This window comes from Erwinia psychrophila (assembly GCF_039023475.1).
Classification (GTDB): Bacteria; Pseudomonadota; Gammaproteobacteria; order Enterobacterales; family Enterobacteriaceae; genus Erwinia.
Map to the genome: position 1 here is coordinate 1,244,008 of NZ_JBCHVB010000001.1, position 22,654 is coordinate 1,266,661.

General features: G+C 55.9%; 20 protein-coding genes. 6 read left to right on the top strand and 14 right to left on the bottom strand.

Features of this window, described 5'->3' with window-relative positions; translation table 11 throughout:
- Positions 1-28: 28 nt before the first annotated feature.
- Together AAH446_RS05790 and AAH446_RS05795 are read left to right on the top strand one after the other, a co-directional pair.
- A complete protein-coding gene (locus AAH446_RS05790; protein ID WP_342905720.1) occupies positions 29-178 on the top strand; it encodes a DUF2474 domain-containing protein in 150 nt (49 codons plus the stop codon).
- Positions 179-427: 249 nt separating this feature from the next.
- Positions 428-682 carry a CsbD family protein gene (locus AAH446_RS05795; RefSeq protein ID WP_024967381.1) on the top strand — a complete coding sequence of 85 codons (255 nt, stop codon included), beginning with the start codon at positions 428-430 and terminating at the stop codon, positions 680-682.
- A 98-nt stretch (positions 683-780) separates the two neighbouring features.
- Here the strand turns inward: AAH446_RS05795 and fetB are convergent, their stop codons facing one another.
- From fetB to AAH446_RS05830, 7 genes are all read right to left on the bottom strand, one after another.
- On the bottom strand, positions 781-1,548 hold the full coding sequence (gene fetB, locus AAH446_RS05800; protein ID WP_342905721.1) for an iron efflux ABC transporter permease subunit FetB: 768 nt from the start codon (positions 1,546-1,548) through the stop codon (positions 781-783).
- Complete coding sequence (fetA, locus tag AAH446_RS05805) at positions 1,535-2,203, bottom strand: iron efflux ABC transporter ATP-binding subunit FetA (RefSeq protein WP_342905722.1); 669 nt, start codon at positions 2,201-2,203, stop codon at positions 1,535-1,537. The genes fetB and fetA overlap by 14 nt, the downstream gene beginning before the upstream one ends.
- Positions 2,204-2,349: 146 nt before the next feature.
- Complete coding sequence (locus AAH446_RS05810; protein ID WP_463322783.1) at positions 2,350-3,342, bottom strand: substrate-binding domain-containing protein; 993 nt, start codon at positions 3,340-3,342, stop codon at positions 2,350-2,352.
- A 54-nt stretch (positions 3,343-3,396) separates the two neighbouring features.
- A complete protein-coding gene (locus AAH446_RS05815) occupies positions 3,397-4,434 on the bottom strand; it encodes an ABC transporter permease (RefSeq protein ID WP_342905724.1) in 1,038 nt (345 codons plus the stop codon).
- A gap of 35 nt (positions 4,435-4,469) precedes the next feature.
- Positions 4,470-5,975, bottom strand: a complete 1,506-nt coding sequence (locus AAH446_RS05820) for a sugar ABC transporter ATP-binding protein (protein WP_342905725.1) — start codon at positions 5,973-5,975, stop codon at positions 4,470-4,472.
- Positions 5,972-7,486: a xylulokinase gene (gene xylB, locus AAH446_RS05825; protein WP_342905726.1), complete on the bottom strand. Its 1,515-nt coding sequence runs from the start codon at positions 7,484-7,486 to the stop codon at positions 5,972-5,974. The genes AAH446_RS05820 and xylB overlap by 4 nt, the downstream gene beginning before the upstream one ends.
- A 3-nt stretch (positions 7,487-7,489) precedes the next feature.
- Positions 7,490-8,524 carry an NAD(P)-dependent alcohol dehydrogenase gene (locus tag AAH446_RS05830; RefSeq protein WP_342905727.1) on the bottom strand — a complete coding sequence of 345 codons (1,035 nt, stop codon included), beginning with the start codon at positions 8,522-8,524 and terminating at the stop codon, positions 7,490-7,492.
- Positions 8,525-8,733: 209 nt separating this feature from the next.
- Here AAH446_RS05830 and AAH446_RS05835 point away from each other — a divergent pair, with 209 nt between their 5' ends.
- Together AAH446_RS05835 and AAH446_RS05840 are read left to right on the top strand one after the other, a co-directional pair.
- Complete coding sequence (locus AAH446_RS05835) at positions 8,734-9,306, top strand: D-lyxose/D-mannose family sugar isomerase (protein ID WP_342905728.1); 573 nt, start codon at positions 8,734-8,736, stop codon at positions 9,304-9,306.
- 17 nt (positions 9,307-9,323) lie between these two features.
- Positions 9,324-10,340 carry a LacI family DNA-binding transcriptional regulator gene (locus AAH446_RS05840; protein WP_342905729.1) on the top strand — a complete coding sequence of 339 codons (1,017 nt, stop codon included), beginning with the start codon at positions 9,324-9,326 and terminating at the stop codon, positions 10,338-10,340.
- 233 nt (positions 10,341-10,573) lie between these two features.
- On the opposite strand, the gene AAH446_RS05845 is transcribed toward AAH446_RS05840, so the two are convergent.
- On the bottom strand, positions 10,574-12,964 hold the full coding sequence (locus AAH446_RS05845; protein WP_342905730.1) for a glucose/quinate/shikimate family membrane-bound PQQ-dependent dehydrogenase: 2,391 nt from the start codon (positions 12,962-12,964) through the stop codon (positions 10,574-10,576).
- Between the two features lie 146 nt (positions 12,965-13,110).
- Positions 13,111-15,267, bottom strand: coding sequence for a TonB-dependent receptor PqqU (gene pqqU, locus AAH446_RS05850; RefSeq protein ID WP_342905731.1), 2,157 nt, complete (start codon positions 15,265-15,267; stop codon positions 13,111-13,113).
- Between the two features lie 415 nt (positions 15,268-15,682).
- Between pqqU and AAH446_RS05855 the strand changes: the two genes are divergently transcribed.
- Complete coding sequence (locus tag AAH446_RS05855) at positions 15,683-16,066, top strand: hypothetical protein (protein ID WP_342905732.1); 384 nt, start codon at positions 15,683-15,685, stop codon at positions 16,064-16,066.
- A 151-nt stretch (positions 16,067-16,217) separates the two neighbouring features.
- Positions 16,218-17,357 (top strand): iron-containing alcohol dehydrogenase, encoded by a 1,140-nt coding sequence (locus tag AAH446_RS05860; protein WP_342905733.1) that lies wholly within the window; start codon positions 16,218-16,220, stop codon positions 17,355-17,357.
- A gap of 61 nt (positions 17,358-17,418) precedes the next feature.
- Here AAH446_RS05860 and AAH446_RS05865 read toward each other — a convergent pair whose 3' ends face one another.
- The 5 genes from AAH446_RS05865 to AAH446_RS05885 all read right to left on the bottom strand — a co-directional run bounded on the left by AAH446_RS05865 (position 17,419) and on the right by AAH446_RS05885 (position 22,447).
- The gene (locus AAH446_RS05865) at positions 17,419-17,832 is read right to left on the bottom strand and encodes an RcnB family protein (protein WP_342905734.1); all 414 of its coding nucleotides are present in this window, start codon (positions 17,830-17,832) and stop codon (positions 17,419-17,421) included.
- Positions 17,833-18,101: 269 nt separating this feature from the next.
- Positions 18,102-18,308 (bottom strand): DUF2767 family protein, encoded by a 207-nt coding sequence (locus AAH446_RS05870; RefSeq protein WP_342905735.1) that lies wholly within the window; start codon positions 18,306-18,308, stop codon positions 18,102-18,104.
- A gap of 329 nt (positions 18,309-18,637) precedes the next feature.
- On the bottom strand, positions 18,638-19,903 hold the full coding sequence (locus tag AAH446_RS05875; protein ID WP_342905736.1) for a c-type cytochrome: 1,266 nt from the start codon (positions 19,901-19,903) through the stop codon (positions 18,638-18,640).
- A 4-nt stretch (positions 19,904-19,907) separates the two neighbouring features.
- A complete protein-coding gene (locus tag AAH446_RS05880) occupies positions 19,908-21,677 on the bottom strand; it encodes a GMC family oxidoreductase (RefSeq protein ID WP_342905737.1) in 1,770 nt (589 codons plus the stop codon).
- 44 nt (positions 21,678-21,721) lie between these two features.
- On the bottom strand, positions 21,722-22,447 hold the full coding sequence (locus AAH446_RS05885) for a gluconate 2-dehydrogenase subunit 3 family protein (protein WP_342905738.1): 726 nt from the start codon (positions 22,445-22,447) through the stop codon (positions 21,722-21,724).
- Positions 22,448-22,654: the final 207 nt, after the last annotated feature.

A 22,654-nucleotide genomic window follows, 5' to 3' on the forward strand; every position in this document is an offset into this window, starting at 1 on the left:
TAAACGCCGGACGTAACGGGAGGACCCAATGACTGAAACTGAGCAGACGCCAAAATCCCCGTTGTGGAAACGCATATTGTGGATGGTAGTCATTTATGCCGGCAGCATCCTGGCGCTCAGCCTGGTAGCAACGCTGTTCCGTATGATGATGACCGCAGCCGGGATGAAATCACACTGACTGCAAAAGCGGGTAAGCCGGCAATATTGTCGGCTTTTTTCTGCCTGTCTTAAGGTGCCTGAGCGCGTGAAAGAGAGACGGCGGGCTGCCGGAAAATTAAGTTACGATGGCCACACCTTCGCCCGCCGGAAACCGAAACTGTCAACGCACTGTCATATTTTTAAACACAACCGCAGCGGTAAGCTGCAGAAGTTGGTCTACGCTTAATGTTCACCCATGAGGAAATCATCTCATTAAGAAGGAGGCACTATGAGTCTGTTAGACAAAGCCAACGATAAAGCTGATGAAGCAGTGGGTCTGGGCCAGGAACAGTTCGGCAAAGCCACTGACTCACCGGAGCATGAGTTTAAAGGTAAAGTGCGTCAGAACGCAGCGAAGGCCAGCTATGCGGTTGATGACGCGCTGGACTGCGTGAAGACCAAAACGCAGGATTCGCCGTTTGTCTCGCTGGCGATTGCTGCTGGCGTCGGCTTCCTTGCCGCGAAAATTTTTGGTCGCCGCTGAGCTGCCAGCGCGTGACCCGCTCACGCACGTTTCCAGAAAGGCCGACGCTGTCGGCCTTTTTTATGCCTAAAGTCTGCCGCGTTTACCCGATTTTCCGCTCATTTCTCCAGCCTGAGCTGTGCCCGTGCCGTATAGAATCGCCCATACGCCAGATAGCCAGCAATGATGGTGGACAGGCTGGCCGTGCCCAGCAGCATAAAGGTCACCATAATCTGATACTTAATCGCCTTCACCGGATCGATACCGGCGAAGATCAGGCCGGACATCATTCCCGGCAGGCTGACCAGACCGACGGTTTTGGCGGCATCAACGGTTGGGATCATGGCGGCGCGAATGCTGTCGCGCAGCAGCGTACCCGTTGCCATTTTCACGGATGCGCCAAGGCTGAGCCTTTCCAGAATCTGCTGCCGGTTATCCCGAAAGCGCTGGTTAAGGTTGCTGTAGCAAAGCCCTACGGCCACCATCGCATTCCCGGCAATCATGCCGCTGAGGGGAATGACCTGCATCGGTACAAACTGAATTGCGCCGCTGAAGATGAGGATCAGGAGCGTCAGCGCTGTGCTCAGAGCGATGGCGACAAATGAGATCGCCAGTCCATGATCCATATTGAGACTGCGCTTGCGGGCGTTCAGGGCGGCATTGATGCAGATAAAGAGTACCATCAGCACCGTAAACCAGCCGTTATCCAGTTCGAAAACAGACTTCAGCACATAGCCGATAATAATCAGCTGAACGACGGCGCGCGCCACGCTCCAGAGAATACTTTTCTCCAGCCCCAACTGCTCTTTCCTGCTGACAAGCAGGGCAATGACCACCAGCATCAGCGCCAGCGCGAGAGACTCATTGGTAATATTATGCCGATCCATCAGCGCTCCCTCTTTCCGGCTGGACTAAGGTCAGAACGCTGGCGGCTTCTGAGATATCCTTGCTGTGGTGGCTGACCGCTATCACCGCCACCCCTCTCTCCTTCACCAGTCCGGCAATCAGCTGGTTGATGCGCTGCCTGTTCTCCTCGTCCAGCGCGCTGGTAATTTCATCCAAAAGCAGCAGGTCCGGCAAAAATTGCAGGTTACGCAGCAGCGCCACCCGCTGTTTCTCGCCGCCGGAAAGCTGCCCGATTTTTTTATCCAGCATATCCGCTGGCAGATCCACCTTCGCTAAGTCCTGCTTCAGCCCTTCACGCGGCGCCTTCTTCTGGCGAATCTGCCAGGGCAGCGCAAGATTGTCATACACGGTTTCGCCAAACAGCACCGGCGACTGAAAACAGTAGGAGACACGCTGACGATAGGTTTCCGGCGGCAGTGCCGACAACGGCTGGCCTTTAAACGCGATGGTGCCCTGTGAGGGCTCAGTAAGAGAGGCGATGATTTTCAGTAACGTGCTTTTCCCACTGCCGGACGGGCCGCTTAACAAGAGAGACTCACCGGCGTTAAGGGTCAGAGAAACGGGCATCAGCAGCGGGATACCGTCCTGCATATAGCCCACGTCCCGCACGTCAAGCAGAGGGGGAGAGATCGACATAATGGCTTCATCCTGAAAAGAGATACGGCCCGATCATAACCCTAAATCTCATCAAAATACCGCCTTAGTTGCCAAACGGCGGATACCGGAAAATAAACGATGACGCTACCGCAACGGCGGTGACGTCATCGCTGACTGCCAGACGATTATTTACGCGCTTCCAGTAACTGGGCGGCATTCGCGGTGGTCACTTCAGTCCACGGCACAGAGTAGCGTTTTGCTTTGCCATCATCCCATGCCATTTTCCCTTCATACTGTTTCCAGATGTCGGACTGTGGCTTGTAGCTGTCACCTTTTACCGCACGCACCGCCACGTCAATGGAGCCCTGCATCTGCGCGTGCGCATCCTGAAGGATGGAGACCATTTCCCCCGCCTGCACTGCCCGGATGGCGTCCGATACGCCATCCACGCCGGCAATGGCAAAATCGTTCACGTTCAGATTGGCGCCTTTAATCGCCTCAATCGCGCCCAGGGCCATTTCATCATTCTGCGCAATAACCCCGTTAATCTGACCACGATGCTTCTGCAGCCAGTTTTCCATCAGCGGCAGCGCTTCAGCCCGCGACCAGTTCGCGGTTTTACGCTCAAGCACCTTGATATTGCCCGCACCGCATTCGGCAATGGCCTTATCATTTCCCTGTCCGCGCTGTATTTCTCCACTGCCGCCCTTCGGTCCCTCAATGATCACGACATTGCCTTTGCAGTTCATCTTTTTCAGTACCGCTTTGGCTTCCATATAGCCGCCCAGCACATCATCAGACACCACTTCCGCCGTCATTTTGTCGGTGTTCAGTCGGGCATTGGTGACAATGACAGGAATTTTGGCTTCGTTCGCCATAGTCACTACGTCAATATTCGCTTCATAATCCATCGGGTTGATGATGATGGCGTCGGCATGCGTCTGAATCGCCGTTTCCGCCTGGTTGTTTTGCACCAGAGGATCATAGCGACCGTCATACATGGTGAGCTGCACCTCGCCGCTTTTCACTGCGGGATGGGCTTTAGCCGCCTTTTCCATCAGCTGCACAAATTCCGCCTTCATGCCATACATCAGCACGGCGATTTTCACCGGCGCAGCCTGAGCGGCAATACTGTTGCCCAGCAGCAGGCTGGAAGTCAGTAACGCCATTTTGGTCATCTTATTCATGAAAACTCCTGGTCTTGTAGGGGAGAGATTGTTGTTATCTGAGTTTTAATCGCGCTGTTGTTTACGCGACGGGTCAAGCAATACAGCCACGACAATTAACGCCCCTTTAATAATCTGCTGGTAATAAGACTGCACGCCCAGCAGATCCAGGCCGTTATTCATTACGCCAATAATTAAAATACCGAAGAAGGTGCCCACCAGGGTTCCTACGCCGCCCGCCATACTGGTTCCGCCAATCACCACCGCGGCAATGGCATCCAGCTCGTAAGCAGCCCCCGCGCTGGTCTGCGCCGAGCCGGTACGGGCGGTCAGGATCAATCCGGCCAGCCCCGCCAGCGCGGCACAGAGGGTGTAAACCAGAACCTTGATTTTCACCACGCCAATCCCGGACGTACGTGCGCTTTTCTGATTGCCGCCCACCGCATAGACATAGCGACCAAAGAGCGTTTTATTCAGCAGGACCCAGCCGAGTGCGAAGACGATCATAAAGATAATCACCGGCACCGGAATGCCCACCACGTAACCATTGCCCAGCGAGCGGAAGTCCGGATTAAGCTGGGAGACCGGGTTTCCGTCCGTGGTTAACAGCGCCAGTCCGCGGGCGGCGGAGAGCATGCCCATGGTGACGATAAAGGGCTGGAGCCGGTAGCGCGCCAGGATGGTGCCGTTGATCAGTCCGCAGACGATACCGATGCCCAGCGCTACAATCATCGGTATCATCACCGCATTAGCGCTATCGCCGATGGAAAGGCCGCTATTGGTAGTGGCGAACCGCGCCGCCACAATGCCGCTGAGTGCCAGCACCGAACCTACCGACAGATCGACACCGGCGGTAATAATGACAAACGTCATCCCGATAGCCAGAATGCCGTTGATCGAAATCTGACGTAATACAATCAGCATATTTTCCTGACTGAGAAAATAATTGCTGCTCCAGGCCCCCTTAGCCACCTGGATTTCACCAATAACGGATACGATCAGGCAAAGAACAAAAAAAGCGATAATAATGCCGTATTTATGCAGGTGTCTTTTATTACGCGTAATAAAGGTCAGCCCCTGGTTCAGCGAATGGGTAGCGTTCATAATGGATGATCTCATAAAGGAAAATTAGGTCAGCGTTATACCGCCAGCTTCATTAATTCAGCCTGGGTAGCCCCGGCCGCCAGCAGTTCACCCGCCAGCTGACCATCTCTGAACACGACTATTCTGTCGCTCATGCCGATAATTTCAGACAGCTCGGAGGAAACCATGATGATGCCTTTATCCTTCAGGGCAAATTCAGACATAAAACGGTAAATTTCTTTCTTGGCGCCGACATCAATGCCGCGCGTCGGCTCATCCAGCAGCATGACCTGCGGATCGAGCAGCGCCCAGCGCCCCAGCACCACTTTCTGTTGATTACCGCCGCTCAGATTACCGACGATGTGGTCGCCGTCCGGCGTTTTGACATTGAAGCGTTTGATCATCTCCGCCGAGCGCTCCCGCTCCAGCCGGTTATTGACAAAGCCTCCCCGGCTGATGGCAGGGAAAGAGGCGATATTGATGTTTTCCGTTACGGACCGGCAGAGCACCAGCCCGGTAGCCTTACGATCTTCGGTAACGTAGGCGATGCCGCTGGCAATCGACGCCTGGGGAGAGTGGCGATCCAGCTGCCGTTCGCCGATCTTCACCGTGCCGCTGTCGGCATGGCGGATGCCAAAAATCAGATCGAGAAATTCGCTGCGGCCGGAGCCCACCAGTCCGTAAATGCCCAGGATCTCCCCGCGCTTGAGCGTCAGGCTGATGTCATTAACCTTGTTGCCCCAGCGCAGGTTTTTCACCTCCATCATCACTTCTTCGCCCGGCTGATTGAATTTGGCAAACTCATCCTTAAACTCACCGCCAATAATATGTTCGATCAGCTGTTCGCGGGTAATATCAGCCAGCAAGCCCTCGTGAATATAAGTGCCGTCGCGAAAAATGGTATAGCTGTCAGCAATCTGGAATATTTCCGACAGGCGGTGCGAAACATAGATAATCCCCTTCCCTTTTTCCGCAAGTCGGGTAATTACCTGAAAGATCTTCTGCACATCCTCTTCGCCTATGGCGGAAGTAGGTTCATCCATAATGATGATGTCAGCATTGGCATGTGAGAGCGCCTTGGCAATTTCCACCAGCTGCTGCTCCGCCACGCTCAGATTGCGCATTTTTTCCGTCGGGGAAACGGTAAACTGCAACTCCTCCAGCAGGGCGGCGGTTTGACGGTTCATCTTGCCGAAATCAACAAACCCCAGCCGGCGTGGCTCACGACCAAGCCAGATATTTTCCGCTACCGTCAAATCGGGTATCGCACTCAGCTCCTGCTGCACGATAGCAATACCTGCTGCCAGCGCCTCCTTCGGGTGGGCGAACTCACAGCGCTGACCGTTAATAAAAATGTCGCCGCTGTCTGGCTGAATAAATCCCATCAAGATGCTGAGAAAGGTCGACTTTCCGGCGCCATTACCGCCGCACAGCGCATGAACCGAGCCCCGGCGCAGACAAAATTCGGCATTTTTCAGTGCCACAACCGGCCCGAAACTCTTCTTCACCCCGGTGACCTCAAGCAGGTAGGCTGCTTCTTTGTCTGGGTTTTTCTCGCTCACAGGCTCACCTCATACTCATGTTGCAGCAGGCGCAAATAGCGCGGATACAGTTCGGCGTAACGTTGCTGCCGTGCCGCCACCGGCTGGCAGCGGCTGGCGTCATCAAGCTGCACGAAGCGTGTGCATATCTCCCTCAGTGCTTCTCCGGCGTTCTGCTCTGGCTGCACCATCAGACGGTGACACCAAATCGCCTGAATGGCGGCGCCCAGCGCGGCGGCTTCTTTCTCCGCCGGGCAGACCACTGGACAGTTCATCACGTCCGCCACTATCTGCCGCCAGCGCGGGCTGCGTGCGCCGCCGCCGGTCAGGCGGATTTCAGCCACCTCTATCCCCTGCTGACGGAACAGATCGATGCCGTAACGCAGCCCGTAGGTGGCACTTTCCACCACGGCCAGGCACAGATTTTCCGCAGTGAAATTGTCGCTATCCAGGTTATGCAGGCTGGCCCTGGCGGCAGGAAGTTGAGGCACCCGCTCGCCGTTGAAAAAGGGCAGCATCATCATGCCGCCGGCACCCGGCTCCGCCTGTTCCAGCGCCAGGTTAAAGGCGCGGATATCCTTATCCAGCAAACCCTGTACTGACCCGCTGGCCGACGTGACGTTCATGGTGCAAATCAGCGGCAACCAGCCGTTGGTACTGGAGCAGAAGCCAGCGATCATTTCTGATTCCACCGCCGGAGGCGCATCGGCACAGGCGAACAGCGTACCCGACGTGCCAAGGCTCATGGTCAGTATGCCCGGCTGAATGTTACCGGTGCCGATAGCGGCCATCATATTGTCGCCGCCGCCGCTCGCCACTGGCGTGCCCGCCTTTATACCGAGCAAACGTGCAGCGCTTTCGCTGACCCGGCCAATACAGGTTTCGGCACTGACCAGCGGCGGCAGCGCATTCCATAACCGGCCGCTCGTATCGATCTGCTCAACGGTAAAGCGATCCCAGCAGCGGTCGCGCACATTAAACAGACCCGTGCCGGATGCATCGCCATACTCCATCACACGCTGCCCGGTGAGCCAGAAGTTGAGATAATCGTGCGGCAGCAGAACCGTTGCGAGTCTTTCCCAGAGCGCCGGATGCTGCTGTTTAAACCAGATGATTTTCGAGGCGGTATAACCGGTGGCCACCGCCAACCCCAGCCGCGTCAGCGATCCGCCTGTCCCGCCGAGTCGTTCCAGCAGCCAGGCGTTTTCCGCTGCGGTTTCGGTATCGCACCACAACTTGACGCTATGCAGCACCTCGCCCGCCTCATCCAGTGCCACAAAACCATGCTGCTGCCCCGACACCGCCAGCGCCGCGATCCCGGCGGGATCGATCGCAGCGGCCCGGCAGGCCTGTTGAAAGGCGAGGATCAGCGCGTCCGTCCACCAGACAGCGTGCTGCTCACGACGACCTGAAGAGTCGCTAATCATAGGGTGGGGAGCGCTGCCTGCCCCCAGAATGCTGCCGCTCTGGTCATCCACAATAAGCACTTTTGTGCCCTGCGTACCGCAGTCAATCCCCGCATAGAGCGCCATAAGCTATTCCATTTCCAGCATGATTTTGATGTCGCCAGGATGGCCGGCGGCAGCGCGATCGAACGCCTCCACGCTCTGGGCAAACTTGTAGGTCTGGGTGATCAACGGCTGGACATTCAGCTTGCCGGAACTGAGAAGGCGCAAGGTGCGGGGATACATGTTGGCGTAACGGAAAATGGTTTTGAAGGTGACTTCCTTCGCCTGCGCGGCGACGATATCCATCGGCGCGGCATCGACAGGCATACCAACCAGGACGGCGGTGCCGCCGGGGGCAATATGGTCGCTGATGCCGGTAATAGCCTGCTTTGCGCCACTGCACTCAAACACCAGATCGACCCCGTTGCCGGATGTCAGACTGGCGACTTTGTCCGCCAGCCCACCCGAGTTGATATTGACCGCATGGAGCCCTTCATAGTGACCGGCTACTTTCAGCTTCTCATCAAAGAGATCGCAGATGATAACGTCGGAACAACCGCCCGCGAGTGCCGCCAGCGCCGTCACCACCCCGATAGGCCCGGCGCCGATCACCAGCGCAATATCGCCCGGCCTGATCCCCGCTTTGGTAGCAGCATGCATGCCGATAGCTAACGGCTCCACCATCGCCCCTTCGCTGAAGCTGACGTTATCGGGCAGGCGGAAAGTGAACGCGCCCGGGTGGACAACGGTTTCCCGCAGGCAGCCATCCACCGGCGGCGTGGCCCAGAAGCGGACGGCAGGATCGAGGTTATAGATGCCTGCACGTGACTGGGCCGACTGAGGATCGGGAATGCCGGGCTCCATACAAACACGATCGCCTGTCCTGAGATGCGTCACATTTTTCCCCAGCGCCATCACCACGCCTGCCGCCTCGTGCCCCAGCACCATCGGTTCCTTCACCACGAAGGGCCCGATACGGCCATGCTGGTAATAGTGCACGTCGCTGCCGCAAATCCCGACGGAGTGGATCTTGATCAAAACGTCGTTATCGCCTGGCTGCTGATCAAACTCGCGATCCTGAATCGCTATTTTCCCGGCTTCTTCAAGGACTAATGCTTTCATCTCAGCTCTCCGGTGGTTCATTTTAATGGTATCGTTATCATTTAACTGCGGAGATAGTAAAAGAGTCCCGCGTTGAAATGTGTGATATTGGTTAAAAAATTAGCATAAATGTAAACAAACAAGAGAAAGCTGCCCTGATAATAGCCATATGACGCCAGTCACCAGAAAAAAAGAGTGATACCGATAACATCAACAATGCAGGGGTTTTCATGAAAGATCGGCAAAAAATGCGCGAGCAGACCGCCTTATTGCTTCAGAAGGCCGGGATTGTCCTGACGGATGGAGAGAAAAACGCCATTGAAGTTACCGCCTTTGGCCTGCCTGACTATCCGCTTTCCGGGCTGCAGTTAGTGACCTATTTCAATTCTCCCCGCTATTGTGCAAAAGAGCTGGTGCTTTTCCCCGGACAGACCTGCCCCGAACATCGCCATCCTCCCTTTAACGGAACGCCGGGCAAGCAGGAGACGTTTCGCTGCCGCTGGGGAGAAGTTTATCTTTTCGTGGATGACCTCAGCCTGACGCTCAGTCAGGGCGAGATTGCCCCTCCCGACGATGCCGCGCAGTGGTACAGCTGTCAGCGCTATATCTTGCTGCGGCCAGGCGAGCAGTACACTATCGCTCCTAACACCCGACACTGGTTTCAGGCGGGGAAAAAAGGGGCTGTTGTCTCTGAGTTTTCCTCGGAAAGCCGCGACGATCTGGATATTTTCACCGACCCGCGCGTCAGTCGGGTCGATCGGCACTCGCATCCGGCTTCAGGATGTGCCATGATAACTAAATGATATAAAATGATAACATTATGGAGCATATTTTGGCGGCAGGCAGGAAGGGTAAAGCGACGCTGGAAAGCGTGGCCGCGCAGGCTAACGTCAGCAAAATCACCGTGTCGCGCGCATTTTCTCATCCGGCGAAGGTTCATCCCGATACGCTGAAGCGGGTGCTGGAAGCCGCTGAAGAGATGGGCTATGTGGTCAATACTGCGGCGCGTAACCTGCGGGCCAGAGACAGCAAAACCATCGGTATAGTCAATCCTGATATGGGCAATCCTTTCTTTGGCGGTCTGACCAAGCTGATGACGCTGGAAGCGCAAAAAGCGGGCTATGACACCCTGGTGTTTGACTCCTGGGAGTCGCAGGAGCAGGAAAGCCGCATCATTGATAAGCTGATTGGCTATGGCGTCGATGCGATAGTGCTCTCGGTAATCTCCGCGGATAAAAATTACCGCCCGGCCTATTTCAACCGTCTCGAATCACTGAATATCCCGGTGATCCTTGTGGATCGCGAGCTAGGGATCAAATCCTGTAGCGGCGTCTATATTGATAATCTCGACTGCGGCCTGCAGGCCGGGCGCTATCTGCAGGAGCAGAATGCACAGCGGGTGGTGGTGGTGTCAGGGCCGGAAGACTCTAACGTGGCAGGTGAAAGGGTGACGGGCCTTACAGCGGCGCTGCAGGGGAAAATAGCCCGGCTCGATATCCTCTATGCCGACTTTTATATGGATGCCGCCTGCAAGGTGACGAGCGGTTATCTGAAGCATCATCCCGCACCTGATTATTTTGTTGGCTGCAATAACCAGATTTCTCAGGGCATTATCAAATCCTGTATCGATCATAACCTGCGTCCAATGCAGGATGTGTCGCTGTTCAGTATTGATGAAATTTCGAATGCGTCCGTGTATGGCTTCACATTTCCCTGCATCGCTCACGATCTCGCTGAAATGGCCTGGCAGGCGATTAACCTCGCCGTGCGTCGCGCAACGGACAGCCATATCAAGCCGGGTAAAGTAATTGTACGCGGTAAGATTATGGGCATCTGAGCATCAAAAAAGATGGCAATATCCACCAGTAGCGCCGTCTGCTCGTCTCTCGCGCTGAAAAAGGAAAACTTCTGTAAGCTTGTGCGGGCGTGTGCTGAGGTTAAGCCTGTTCGCTGAATGGAGCTGCATTAGCCATAAAAAAAGGCGATCCCCTGCGGGATCGCCTTTATTCTTTGTCGCGAACGGCCAGCTAAGATTCGCCGGGGGCGATGCAAACGCCGCCCGGGGAAATATTACTTAGCGTCGTCCGGCAGCGCATAGGCAACAATATAGTCGCCCATTTTAGTGCCGAAAGAACCGTGGCCGCCGGCAGAGATCACCACGTATTGCTTACCGTTCACCTCATAGGTCATCGGCGTCGCCTGACCGCCTGCTGGCAGACGGCCTTCCCACAGCTTTTCACCGTTGTTCACGTTGAATGCGCGCAGGTAGTTGTCTGCGGTTGCCCCAATAAACATCAGATTACCGGCCGTGGAGATTGGACCGCCCAGCATTGGCATCCCCATTTTGAACGGCAGCGGAAGCGGCGAGCTGTCGCGCACGGTACCGATGCGTTTCTTCCAGACAATGTCGTTCGTTTTCAGATCGACCGCGGAGATATATCCCCACGCTGGCTGTTTACACGGAAGACCAAACGGCGACAGGAACGGGTTCAGCGTGACGCCATAAGGCACGCCATACTGTGGCTGAACGCCCGTTTCTGAACCTGTACCGCCTTTGTCTGACTCGTTTGGCCAGATAGGGTTTTCAGGGCTGCGTGGGATCAGACGGGAAACAAACGGCAGCGCCATTGGGTTCATCAGCGCGATCTGGCGATCGGTGTTGACGGAAATACCGCCCCACTCGAACATGCCCAGGTTACCGGGGAAGACCAGCGTCCCCTGCTCTGACGGCGGCGTGAATGGGCCTTCGTAGCGCAGGCTGTGGAACATCACGCGGCAGACCAGCTGATCGTAAACCGTGGCACCCCACATATCCGCGCCGCTCAGATGCTGCTCCGGACGGTAGGTCAGCTTAGAGTAAGGCTGGGTAGGTGAAAGACGATCGCCCTTCGCCGGACCTTGAGGAACCGGTGTTTCAGGCGCAGGAACGACCGTTTTACCGGTCCGGCGGTCCAGGACAAAGATGTCACCGGTTTTCGCCGGCACATAAATAACCGGAACGGTATTGCCGTCTTTATCAGTAATGTCCGCCAGCGTTGGCTGGGCAGGCACGTCCATATCCCACAGATCGTGATGAACGGTCTGATAGAACCAGGCCACTTTACCGGTAGTCGCGTTCAGCGCGAGCATGCCGTTCGCAAAACGCTCCATTTCCGGCGTACGGTTACCGCCCCAGATATCAGGCGTACCTACGCCCATCGGTATATAGACCAGATCCAGTTTGGCATCATAAGCTAAAGGCGCCCATGCGTTAGGCGAGTTAGCCACGTAATGCTGATCTTCCTCAGGTACCAGATTAGGATCTTTCGCACCCGGGTCAAACGCCCACAGCAGCTCACCGCTGTTAACGTCAAAGCCACGGATAACGCCAGAGGGTTCACGGGTAGAGTAGTTATCGGTAATCGCGCCCGCGATCACAATGACTTTGTCCGTGATAATCGGCGGAGAAGTTGGCTCATACGCACCGGCACGGGCGTTAGGCATGTTCTTCTGCAGGTTCAGCTTGCCGTTCTCGCCAAATTCCGGGCACAGTTCGCCCGTTTCAGCGTCCAGCGCATAGAGGCTGCCATCGTTAACCGGCAGGATAATGCGGCGCGAGCAGAGTGCTGGCTCGCTGCCAGCAGGCAGCGCTGCCGCCTGTGGCGTTTCATGATAGGAAACGCCACGGCAGGTCACATGCTGGAAAGCCGGTGTGGTCTGCAGCTGTGGATCAAATTTCCACTTTTCCTTACCGGTTGCCGCATCCAGCGCGAACAGGATCTGGTGCGCGGTGCAGAGATAGAGCGAATCACCAATTTTGATCGGCGTCACTTCGTTAGTGATCTCGCCCGGATCGGAAGGGCGCTTGACATCACCTGTCTGGAAGGTCCAGGCCTCTTTCAGCTGACCGACATTTTTATCGTTGATCTGCGTCAGCGGCGAATAGCGGGTGCCTGCCTGAGTACGGCCATAGGCCGGCCAGTCACCGTCTGCGATACCCTCCGGTGAAGGCGCAACGTTAACCGCCTCATCGGACTTGAATGTACCGTCAATAACCTGCGGATCGTTAAATACCGAATAGGCCAGCGCGATCACAGTGACCAGCAGCACGGCAGCCAGCGAACCCCGTGACGCTTTGCCCGGATTCAGGCCTCGATAGACGAACGGCAGCACCAGCCAGAGTCCGAGGAAGAACGTCACGTCCAGACGTGGGGTTAGCGCCCAGAAGTCAGAGCCCACTTCCCAAAGGGACCAGACCAGCGTGGCCAGCAGAAATATCGCATAAAGCATCAGCGCTGATGAGCGACGACGGAAAAGCAGCCAGGCGACAGCCAGCTCAATCACACCGGCGATGATGTAATAGAACGAGCCGCCCAGTTTCGCCAGCCAGATACCCCCGATCAGCAGGTATAACCCACTGATAGCGGCAAATACAGCCGTAATAATCACCAGAATCCGTGATAACGGTGTTTTACTTTGCATAGTATGAACCTTACCAAAATTTAAACGTCTTCGATTTAGCGCCTGTGCCAAATCGTAAAAAACACCCGGCTTATCTTATTTATCCATCCCGGTGCTTTGAACCTGTCGACCCGGCCACGCCGGAGGACAGGTTGTTCTGGATACTGTTACTGGAAACTATAGGTAAGCGTAGCTCCACCACCGTAGTTCCGCCCTGGCGCAGGCTCGTAATAGCGCCCGTTGCCCTCATTGACAATGACCGAACCGACGTAGGCTTTATCAAAAAGATTATCAACGCGTCCAAAGAGATCGAGTGACCACTTATCCCAGTTAAGCCGGTAACCTGTATTCAGGCTGGCAACCGTATAGGAAGGCGCTTTTGCCTCGTTTTCATCATTGGCCTGCACGCTGCTCATATAGCGCACCTCTGCCCCGGCGTGCCAGCCTGCTTCCGGCGCCCACGCCAGCGAGGCATAGCCCATATTCCGCGCCACGCCCGGCAGGCGGTTGCCGGACGGCGTGCAGCTGCCGCCGTCGTTACAGGTTTCATTACGGTAAGTGGCGTCCAGCAGCGTCCAGGCCATCTTCATCTGCCAGTTTTCAGCAAACTGCTGGTCAAAGGCGAGCTCAACGCCCCGGCGACGGGTTTTACCCGCATTCTTATAGACCGAGCGGCCATTGCTGCTTTCCGCCACCACCAGCTCGTTATCGGTGTTGGTCTGGAAAATCGCCGCCGTCAGCAGGCCATAGCCGATACGGGTTTTACTGCCCAGTTCGAGGGTATCGCTGGTGGCCGGCTTGAGACCAAGATTGAGTCCGGTCTGATTGCCGCTGACTGAGCGGTAGGAGAGTTCATTGATAGTTGGCGTTTCAAAACCGCGTCCGGCGGAAACGTAGAGATTCCAGGCATCGGTAACCGCGTAGTTCAGCGAGCCCATCGGCAGCAGTTTATGATAGCGCGTACTGCCGCTGTCATCGCCGTTGCCGGGCTCAATATAATAGTCTTCCGAATCAAAGCTAATCGTGCTGTAGCGCAGCCCGGCATCCAGCGTCCATTTTGACGTCAGCTGCCAGCTGGTCTGCAGATAGGGATCGAGATTCCACATGGTGTTTTTTTCGTTACGCCGCTGGCTCCCCTTCTCGCCATACTCCAGCGTGCCGTTAACATAATTGAAATTTTCGAAGCCCTGGCGACGCTCGGTCAGGGTTTCATAATCCAGCCCGACGATCGCCGTAAACGGCAGCGAGCCGATGCGATCTTCATGCTTCCAGCGGGTATCCACGCCGGAATATTTGCGCTCAAGGACGATCACGCCCCCGGCCTGGGTCGGATTAAGCTGCGGCGCGCGTGGGATAGATTGATACTGCGTGGTGTGCCGCTCGCCGTGCCAGGTCGTCAGAGTAAGCTGATCTTTCTCGCTCATCTCGCGCTGATAACGCAAACCAACCTGCGTCTGATCGAGGCTTTTGCGGGTATTGAAGCTGTCACCGCGCGGTGACTGACGCGGATTCTGCTGCCACTCTTCTTTGCTCAGGCCGCCGGGATCGTTGGCATCCACCGACACGCTGTTAAACATCAGCGTCAGCGTACTGGCCTCATCGAGACGGACACCCAGCTTACCGTTGCCGAGGCTTTTCTGCGTCCCGCTGTGATCGCGGTAGCCATGCGTCGTAAAGCGTGAGCCGGACAGCGTGTAGTTAACGTCACCAACGTGGGTGCCGTCTCCTGTTGCGCCGCTGGCCTTAACGCTGTTGCGCCAGCTCCCGTAGCTGCCAAACCAGGTTCCGGCGCTGAGCGTCGTGGGTTCAGCGCCGGTTTCCGTTTCAATGTTCACCACGCCCCCGGACGCATTGCCGTAAAGCGCGGAGTAGGGTCCGCGCAGCACTTCTACCCGGTCTACCGAATTGATATCAATGTTCGAGGTCTGTCCCTGGCCATCCGGCATCGTCGAAGGGATCCCGTCAACGTAGACCCGCACGCCCCTGACGCCATACATTGCCCGGCTGCCGAAGCCACGCACGGAAAGTTGCAGATCCTGCGCGTAATTTTGCCGGTTCTGTATTTGTAGTCCGGGTACGCTGCCCAGCCCCTCGGAGAGGTTGACCTGGGCAGAATTATTGCGAAGCGTCTCGCCGTCAACAATGCTGACCGCAGCAGGGGTATCCAGCGCCGACAGGCCGGTGCGCTGTTTTATGACGATCATGGCGCTTTCCTGGCCTGATACGTCAGCGCTGTCTGATATCCCGGAGGCGTGGGCATAGCTGGCAGACGCTGGCAGCAGAAATAGCGGCGTCAGCAAAAAAGCAGAAGTTTTGTTATTCACAGGAATGATTCAGTCTGTTGTGTTCGTCCGTCAAAAAGCTTCTCAGCCCGGCAGCGCCGCTGAGAAACGCGTGTGCATCACTGCAACGAAAGTATATAAGTAGTTTCAAAACTTGCGCTATTCGCCCCACCATTGGTGGGAGAAGTCCCCTTAAGTCGGGAAAGATGGCTGTTATCATGCAGAATGACAGAAGATTAGGTTGCTGACGGCGGCGATTGTAGCATTACCTCACCGTTTTGCGAACCGTTGTTAACATTTTTGCTGAATTGATTCAGTCAGACGTTGGCATTTTGTGAAAAAAAAAGGCAAACCCCGGGAAGAAGGCAGCTTCCGGTCGGTTTTTGTCCGCGTAACGCCTGACTCAAACCGCCGGGGCCGACTATACTTACTCCCTTAACATACTTAAGGACGACGTATGCGCAGCCAGGACTTACAACAACGCTCAGCGGGAACGGTTTTCGCCAGGGGAGCGCTATGTGCCGCACTACTCCTTCTTACCGCCTGTTCCGGCGGTAATAAAGGCATGCCCTGCCATGGCCGGGTGGAAACGCTGAGCGGCAAGCAGCAAGGCCTTGTGGAAGGCACCATCATTGACCGCTTCACCTCTTTTCGCGTCAGCATGCCCGATATCACCCTGGAGAGCGGTCCGCTTTACAGCAGCGATCGGCAGCGCTACCTCCCCTCGGCCGTCACCCGTGAAGGATGGCTGGCTCAGCGCCTCTCCGATACCCGCTTCAGCGTGATCAACGCGCCACAGGATAAAATGATTACCTTCTCCTGCCCTGCGCGCGCAATCTGACCTTACGGCTCTTCCCCGCAACGTCTTCACTCACCGGTCTGCCTGCCCCCCCTGAAAGCGGCTTATCTGAAAGAGACGGGCGGGCGGGAAAACCTGCACAGGGCTGTGTTATAACCTCTCCTCATCCCTCTGTCTGAAAAGGATAATAAAAATGAACACCAGTCTGATGATTGCCAACCGCCAGACCTTTTTCGGTCCCGGCAGTTTACGGGAGCTGCTGCCGTTGCTACAGGGTAACAACCTGCCGACGCTGCTGTTTTGCGGCCAGTCTTTTTTGCAGGGCGAGGCGTGGCAGGCGCTGGAATCCAGGCTGGCGCCGCTGCTGACCGGTATGGAAATTGTCAGACATGAAGCCTCACCGCAGGAGATTGACGCCTGGGTTGAACGCTGGCGCGGCAAGGTTCACCGGGTGGTGGCTATCGGCGGTGGCAGCGTACTCGATGCCGCTAAGGCATTTGCCACCATGAGCCAGCATCCTCTTGCCACTCTGCGCTATCTGGAAAAGGTGGGGGATATGCCCGTGACCGGGGAAACGCTGCCGCTGATAGCCGTGCCGACCACCGCAGGAACGGGCAGCGAAGTCACCCAGAATGCCGTGGTCACCGATAAAAAAGATATCCAGGTCAAAGCCTCGCTTCGTCACGCCAATTTTGTACCTGACGTCGCTATTCTCGATCCCGATCTGCTTAAAGGGACGCCGGACAATATCCTGGCGTGCTGCGCTGTCGACGCCTTTACCCACCTTTTTGAAGCGTACCTGTCCAGTAAGGGCAACCTTTTTACCCGGCAGACGGCGCTCAGCGGCCTGCGGGCCTTCGTGCACGCCTGGCCCAACCTCAACCGCGCTGACCAGGCGGGCGATGAGGCCCGCGAACAGATGCTGCTGGCTTCCTGGCTGGGGGGCGTCAGCCTGAGTATGGCCGGACTGGGCATAATCCACGGTATCGCAGGGGAGCTGGGCGCGATCCGGGACTTCCACCACGGCGAAGTTTGCGGACGACTATTGCTGCCCTTCCTGACGCTGCTGGCCGATGAAGAGAACGCGCAGCAGCAGGCGCTGATGAGTGCACTGGTGGAGGAACTCTTTCCGGGCTTTACCGTGCCGCCGGCACGCCTGCTGATGGCCTGGCTGAAGGACAACGCCATTACGCCGTTCTGGGAAGCACCGCCTTCGCTGAGCGAAGAAGAGGTCAGCTGGGTGCTGGCGCGCGCAAACAGCAAAAATGCCCTGGTGAACTACAGCGAGGCGCAGCAGCGCTTTATGATTGAGGAAGCTTATCGCATCGCGTAAATGTTCAAACCGAAGCTCGCTCTGACGGACTATGCTGGCCCGGGCGGGCCAGCTGGCAGGATCACTGCATAACGTTATTCAGTAAAATAGAGGTGATCACGCCTGTCGCGGCGGCAATCAGCACATAGTTGCCGTCGATATAGGCCCAGTGCTCACCGCGCGACGGTCTGTGCAGCCCACGTTCATGCCAGTTATTTACGCGATAATCCCTTTCACGGAAATGGGCCGGTAACGGCTGGCCGCGCCGGAAGTGATAACCCTGCCAGGCAAAACGATCGCGTTGCTGATAGTGGCCGTGCTCATCCCGGTGAGAATTATCGTTATGATGCGCAGCGGCGTGGTGACGATCGCTATCGCGATCTCTTCCCTGCTGGTGCCATTGCTGGCCACGAGGGCCGTCAGCCCGGGCCAGGGTGGAAAATGCGCTGCCTGCGGTAATCACCGTGATGAGCAAGGCGAGTGTCATTTTTTTCATCCGATCTTCTCCATTAACGCGCGGCTTCTTAAGCGCCGCTGAAGGAGACTATCGGCTAAAGTGGGCGGGAAAAACAGTGCTCGCGCCCCTGATTACCTGCCTATTACGCTACTTTACCGCGCCTTATCGCTTCCTTAACACTGTGTGCAGATTAAGGTGAGCGCAGGCCGGGTCAGGAGAACGGGAAAAGTACAGATAAGGGAAAAGCGCAGGAGCGAGCGGGCCTGTGAGAGATGCCTCCACCAGCGGGCCAGCAGAGGCATTGGGCGTCAGGGTTTAATCAGCCGGATGGCATGTTCCAGAACTTTCTGTTCATCGCGCTCGCTATCGTGACGATCCTGCCGGGTTTTAATCAGCAGATCCGCGATAACCGCCCTGTCGGTTTCATAACCGCTTTCGGCCAGAACGATCACGGCATCGCCGATGACCCGACAGACTTCGTCATAGTATTCTTCGCTTAAAACGTCTCTTTTCATTGATTTTCCTCCTTTAAATAACCTGGCACAGTCGTGCAGAAAATCCAGCCGGGAAGCCGCGATAGCGGGTGACTTATTGAAAACCTGTTGGTATTCAGGAAAGTAGAGAAGCGGAAGAGGCGGCGATGAAACGGAATGAAGATCAAACGGAGAAAAAAGAGAGTGCCTCTTAAGCCCTCTGACAAACGCTTATGCAGGTGGCAGCGAATGCTCAGCGGCAGGTAAAGCAGCACCAGCAGGTTCGCGCCCTCCCTGGCGCGATACGCTTGACTCCCCGGAAGGCCACGGGGCGGGACAGCCTTCCTAACAGAAGAGTGCGTTTTCCTGACTTAGTGTTCCTTAAGGCTTTTTCTGACCTTCGCCACCTGCTCTGCGGTCACGGCATCAGCGTTATTGCTCCAGCCCTGGCGAACGAACGTCGCCAGCCGGGCAACCTCTTCATCACTCAGACGATGGGCAAAACCGGGCATGGCCAGCGTTGAAGGCGCTTTGGCGGTAGAAGGCTGCTGCGCGCCCGCCAGGATGGTGTGGATCAGTCCGCCAGGATCGCCAGCGTTAACGATGGTTGCCTGATCCAGCTGCGGGAAGACGCCCGGCGCGCCTTTCCCGGTAACAAAGTGGCAGGCACCACAGTTGTCGAGATAGAGGCGTTCGCCTTCGGTCAGATTCTTCGCCGCCGTCAGCTTCGCAACCGTCTCGTCGCTCGCTTTTTTATCTACCGCTGGGGCTGGCTGATTATCGCCAAGGAACTTCAGATAGGCAGTAATCGCTTTAAGATCCGCGTCGGTCATCCACGAGGTACTGTGCTCAACCACCGACTTCATCTCGCCGCCAACGGCCGCTTTGTCATTGCGGCCTGTCGCCAGATAATCCACGGTTTCCTGTTCAGTCCAGTGCGGCAGACCGCGCAGCGACGGCACTTCCCATCCGTTCAGATTACCGCCGGCGAGGAACGCCTCGCTGCTGCTGTCGAAGGCCTTCTCATTCATTCCCAGCCCGCGCGGAGTGTGGCAGCTACCGCAGTGCCCCAGGCTTTCCACCAGATAAGCGCCGCGGTTAATCTCTGCCGATGCGCCGCCAACGGGTTTAAACGGTTTATCCGAACTGAACGCCCAGTTCCAGAAGCGCATTCCCCAGCGCTGGCTGAACGGGAAGCTCAGATCGGTTTCGGGCGGCGCTTCCGCGCTCGGCTTCACGCCATGCATAAAGAAGGCGTAGAGCGCGTGCATATCCTTATCGGTGATTTTTGCATAGTCAGGATAAGGCATTGCCGGGTAGAGCCGGGTACCGTCCGGCAGAACACCTTTGCGCACCGCATCAGAGAACTGCGCTTCGCTGTAGCTGCCGATACCGTGAGCTTTATCCGGCGTGATATTGGTCGAATAGATCGTTCCGAGATTGGATTCAATCGCCAGACCACCCGAAAATGCAGGTTTCCCCGGCAGGGTGTGGCATGCGCCGCAGTCGCCCAGACGGGCGATATATTCGCCCTGCTTGATCAGCGCCGCGTCTTCAGCCTGCGCGCTGGCCGCAAATCCCAGGCCTATCAGCACGGCGTTGGCGATAAAAAAGTTTTTAAATTTCATCAAATTCATCTCCTTATGCCTGCACCAGCGGACCAGGGTTTTTCAGATAAAGATCTTTGATTGCCTGAGCGGCCATCAGCGTTATGGCGCCAATGGTATCGGTCGGGTTCGCCTGGAAGTTCTGCGGGAACGCATTACCGCCCGGCACAAAGACGTTGTGCACGTCCCAGCTTTGCAGATACTTGTTCAGCGCCGAGGTTTTTGGATTATCGCCCATCACTGCCCCACCCACGTTATGAGTAGATACATATTTGGTGAGGTCAAAGTGCGCGTCCATCGGCAGGAAGCTTTCGCTGTAGCTGTCCGGGTTAAGCTCTTTGGTGATGTTGCCCACAATGCCCTTCAGGTACTGCTGGAGCTTCAGTTCGTTCTCTTTCCAGTCGAACGTCATGCGCAACAGCGGGTAGCCGTACTCATCGTTGTAGTTCGGATCCAGATCGAGATAGATATCACGATAAGACTGGCAGGTGGTGGTGATGCTGATCTTCATCGAATGGCCATACCACTCTTCCAGACCCTCTTTCCAACCCGTGCCCCAGGCAGGCGTGCCTTTTGGCAGCGCAGTGCTGATTGGCGTCCCCGTGGCCTGAGAGCTGTGAATTTTAGCTCCACCGATAAAGCCCAGCGATGGACCATCAAAATTACCTGGAGAGATGTCGTTGAACATCTGGCCTGTGGCGCCTGCGGTTGCAAACGGGTTGAAGTTTTTGTCCTTGAAGAACAACGTTGCTCCACCGTTACTCAGGAAGGCATAGTTACGACCCACGACACCTTCTTCGGTGATAGGGTTATAAGGTTTGCCGATGCCGGACAGCAGCATCAGACGCACGTTACAGAACTGGAAGCTGCTCAGTACCACGATTTTCGCTGGCTGAAAGCACTCGTTGCCCTGCTCATCAATGTAGATAACGCCTTTTGCCGTTTTCTTGTCGTCATGCAGCACCACTTTCATCACGTTGGCATGCACTTCGTAGGAGAAGTTATCCATGCGCTTCAGGGCGTCCATAACCGCCGTCTGAGGTGAGGCTTTGGAGTAGTTCAGACAAGGATACTTACTGCAGTAGCCGCAGTAGTTGCAGGGCGCAATCTGGTTGCCGTAGGGGTTTGTCCAGGCGCGAGAGACGCAGGCAGAAGGGTTAGGGAATGGGTGATACCCCATTTTTTTTGTCACTTCGGCAAACATCTTCGTGTTCAGCGTGTCTTCCAGCGCAGGCAAGGGATAGGGCTCTGAACGAGGTCCTTCAAAGGGATCGCCCCCTTCAAGGATTTTGCCGCGCAGGTTGCCCGTATTACCAGACTGGCCACAGATACGCTCGAATTTGGTGAAATAGGGTTCAATTTCATCCCAGGTGAACGGGAAGTCCATGATGCGCATATCGTCCTGCAGAATACCCGGCTTATAGGCCTCGTCCGCATAGGTTTTCAGCTTAATGTCGGTGGGTGTTGGACGAAGTAACACACCGGTCCAGTGCAGACCCGATCCCCCCACGCCGGTACCCGGCGCAAACGCACCCCATTTACGGGTTGGCAGCGCCGTCTCGCTCATGTTGTAGCGTACGGTTACCGCGGCTTCTGCCGGGGTTGCCATCACTTTGTTGCGAACCGCGTAAGCGTATTCATCCGCCGGTTTTGGGTAAGTGAACTCTTCGTATCCGCGATCGCCACCACGCTCCAGCGCGCGCACCTTTAGTCCGGCCATCGCCAGTTCAATACTCATCAGTGAACCGGCCCAGCCCAGGCCGACCACAACAACGTCGACTTCTTCTTTTTTTACCAATGCCATCTTACATCCTGCAATCTTCAGAAAACGGAAAAATAACAGTCAACTCAGGCGCGCTGGCCCAGAAGGCTGACCGGGCCAAGCGGATAGGGAACGTTATGCTGTTTGACCCACTCGGTATAGCTGGCGCGCGCGCCCGGGAAGCCGATGGCGATCCACGCCTTCATCCCTTTATTGCCGCCGTACATAGGGTCAGAGAGATAACCATGTTTGGTATCCGAAAGGAGTTCACTGAAGAACTGCGAGCCTTGCAGCGCGTCTTCGCCCAGTTCGCTAAAGTGAATGCCGTTTTTCTGAACCTGCGTCAGCACCGCGTCTTTCTCCGCTACGGAAAGCGCGTGGAAAGGTTTTTGATGCTGCTGCTGGCACCAGTCGTTAACGATCCGGATGCCGATTTTATAAATCTGCTGTGGCCGGTAGGGGATCTGGTAGCCCATTGTTGCCGGAGCGCGAGGGTCAAATGGCCCCTGAAGGTAAATTTCATCGCCTATATCGCCCTGCATTTGCTGGTCGATAAAGATGGGAACGTTCGTTTCTAATGCGCCTGGTGCCTTACCGTTACCGCCGGCGGGGATCAGACGATCGCAGGCAGCCATAATAAACTGCCACTCATCGGTGGAAAAAAAGACGGGTTGATAATCGACCAGATCGGGCGCGGCCATTTCCGCAGCCTGGGCTGCAGTTAATCCTCTGACGATCATGTCACTAAATGGCAATGCCAGAAGCGAGCCTAGTAAAAACTTACGGCGGGTTGTTTCTTTTTGAAGAAGCATAACATTACGACTCTCACATGCTAAAAAATGTAATTTGGGTTAATTAATTTTTTTGCTATCTAACCTGAGCGCAATATCATGGAAACAAACATTACAAAATGTAATTTTTGCGTCAAAAATGTTTATTGTTAAGTTTATGTCAACTGGCGAAAAGAAGCCGGTAACATTAAAAGCGGCGGGTAAGAATTATTTATCTGTTTTATCCGC